Below are 2469 nucleotides of genomic sequence, written 5' to 3'. Positions count from 1 at the left end.
CCAACCGCGCAGAAAAAACCCCTTTTCCTCATTCATATACTACCTGCTAGAACCGATAAACCGCAATTGTCACACAAATGTGACTAATTTAGCGCCAATTGCAGACCTTGAATCCCCTATCCATTTTTTTGCCTCAACAGACCACGAGCCCGACAAAACACTTCCGGAAAGCACGGGGTCAAGGAACGCGCACGCTAATTTTTCAGCAGCATAAAAATCACAGTAAGCAACATCCACCCCGGATTTGCACGCAAATACAGCAAAGGGCTTTATCCAGCTCTTCGGAGCATTAAAGGAAGTTATCGGTTCCATATTGCGCCTACCGACTTCCATCCGAATCGCAACTGAAAGCTCCTCTGCTCGAACACTCGAACTTGTGGCGATAAGGACCAAATCCACCAAATCCTTCATGCGCGATGAAGAATGACCTCCCGGATAGACCTCCATTGTTGCGCACACTTTGTCGGCTATTTGGTCAACAAGCGGGTAGAGCAGATAGTCGCTGCCAATCATGCCTGAAACTTCAAGGCGGTTTTTAGGATACATCCGCTGAGGTTCCACACTAAGATGGCAGTCAAGTGCCAAATCAATGGTTACCGGGTCTTTTTCCTCCGAGCCAATATAGGTACGGAACTTAAGCTTGATCAGCCGGGCATAACCGTTGTCGTCCAAGCCTTCGCTATAGTTGTCCAGAGTGAAAACAAACAGGTCTCCGAGATCTTGCTTGATTAGCGCCGTGAACCCACGAAGAACATTGTCGACGGATTCTCGCTGCCCGTCTCGCAGTGCAAGGTCTATGTCGCGAGTTGCCCGTGCATCGGGGATACGCGCGAGCATACCGCTACCCCCTTTTAGTACGTACCGACCTGCGCCACCTGCAAAAATTCGTGAAAGCAGTCGGTCACGCAGGAACTGACGGTAGGTGTCTCCTGGTTCACGACCAGATTTCTGAATAGCCTTCCTAATGGCTCGTTCCACTTCTTCAGGGTTAGAGTATGGGCTCATCCCTTGCTTCCTCCCTCAATCAAATTAAGGAGTGCTTTGCCCTGATTGTTTACCAATCCGTATCGCCTGGCGTAAGGGGCAAGGTTGTCGATAAGCCTTTTGTTGTCGATGGGTATATGGTGCCTTCGTGCATCGGCGAGAACATCACCAATAAGGCTTAGATCTTCTCTTTCAGCTGCCAAGTCACAAATAATTCGCTCTAGCTTCGCCACGGGAAGCCCTTCTACAAGCTCGATTTCATCCGCATTAACTGGTGCCTTGATAAGACGCACGCCCAGTCGTGTGGTTTGCCTTCGAACGTTACAAACAAAAGTTAAAGGCTCGGGGTTAAGATCACCGACGTCCCACAGATAAGCGCCCGCAGCACCAGTGATAACGTATTCCTTTGGCAGGTTGGCCACGCGCTCGAATTGTCTTCTTTCGGGAAGGAAGGAAAGCCAGGTCGATCTTATCAAATCGTAGCGCGAGGCCGGTACCGCAGCATCTTTGTAGACACCCTGCTGGAAGCGCGACAAGTATCCCTCCTTGGCAAGACGCGAAAGAATAATGCGTTCGACTCCCTGTTTCTGCATCTGCGCCGTAGTGACAAAGCCCCATTGATAAGAGGCCGTGGCTTTGATGATGCGCAATGCGGCGAGTGTCTTCATGATGCAATTGTAACACTTTAAATGTTACAATTGCATCATGGAATTGTCTGAATATTTAGCCCCTGCCACATCAGATATTAAAAACTGCCCCAACCAAAGAAAGTATCCGCCCCATTTCGCTTTCACCTACAGCACCTACGTGCCTACCATGGCGCGCCTGCAAATCAACGGCGCGCAAGGCTTCGACACACGCAAATCCCTTCACATCCTCGCATTCAATGTAAATATGGAAAGGATATCCGTTATCTGTCGAGGTGATAGGGCACACAACAACCAGGGAAGAACGCTTGTTGAAATCGTCCGCGCTCACCACAAGCGCAGGGCGATATTTGTGAGGTTCATGCCCTACGCCGGGGTCGAAGTTGACCAACACTACGTCACCTTGATCGCACAGCATTACCAAATCTCTTTTCCAGCCGAAGCACCCCAGTCAATCTCGCGACCAAGCTGTGGCCAATCGCTCGGTGCAACATACTCACCCTGCCATCCAGCAAAAACCTCCTCCGCAGTCAGCTTGCGTGCACGACGATGCGTGCGACACTGCGGCTTGAGAGTGATGCCTTCCTCCGTTGCCTTAATATCCAGCCTATCGCCAATACTAATGCCCATATTTTCACAAATGCTCCGAGGGATTATGATGCCTTGACTGTTTCCCCACTTGCTCAGCGTTGCCATGGCCATGATGCGCTCCTTCAATGTATAACCTATGTCTATACATAGTATACAAAGCAAAAATTGGCACGTCAAGCACGTAGACCTCCCCTGCTGCCCGCTAGTCGTCGAAGGAAAGGGGAGCTGCTTTTATGCCGGAAAGATC

4 protein-coding genes are annotated in these 2469 nt (G+C 50.2%); all 4 read right to left on the bottom strand.

Features of this window, described 5'->3' with window-relative positions; genetic code table 11:
- Positions 1 to 69: 69 nt before the first annotated feature.
- The gene (locus tag RR842_RS13900; RefSeq protein WP_332730177.1) at positions 70 to 1005 is read right to left on the bottom strand and encodes a nucleotidyl transferase AbiEii/AbiGii toxin family protein; all 936 of its coding nucleotides are present in this window, start codon (positions 1003 to 1005) and stop codon (positions 70 to 72) included.
- Positions 1002 to 1652, bottom strand: a complete 651-nt coding sequence (locus tag RR842_RS13895; RefSeq protein WP_332730176.1) for a type IV toxin-antitoxin system AbiEi family antitoxin domain-containing protein — start codon at positions 1650 to 1652, stop codon at positions 1002 to 1004. The genes RR842_RS13900 and RR842_RS13895 overlap by 4 nt, the downstream gene beginning before the upstream one ends.
- Before the next feature lie 70 nt (positions 1653 to 1722).
- Entirely contained in the window at positions 1723 to 2049 is a 327-nt protein-coding gene (locus RR842_RS13890; RefSeq protein WP_332730175.1) for a type II toxin-antitoxin system PemK/MazF family toxin, read from the bottom strand.
- On the bottom strand, positions 2049 to 2333 hold the full coding sequence (locus RR842_RS13885; protein ID WP_332730174.1) for an AbrB/MazE/SpoVT family DNA-binding domain-containing protein: 285 nt from the start codon (positions 2331 to 2333) through the stop codon (positions 2049 to 2051). The genes RR842_RS13890 and RR842_RS13885 overlap by 1 nt, the downstream gene beginning before the upstream one ends.
- Between the last annotated feature and the right edge of the window lie 136 nt (positions 2334 to 2469).

The sequence above is a fragment of the Gordonibacter sp. genome, assembly GCF_036667095.1.
Classification (GTDB): Bacteria; Actinomycetota; Coriobacteriia; order Coriobacteriales; family Eggerthellaceae; genus Gordonibacter.
The sequence above is the reverse complement of the archived record's forward strand: the minus strand, read 5'-3'. Positions and strand labels throughout refer to the sequence as shown.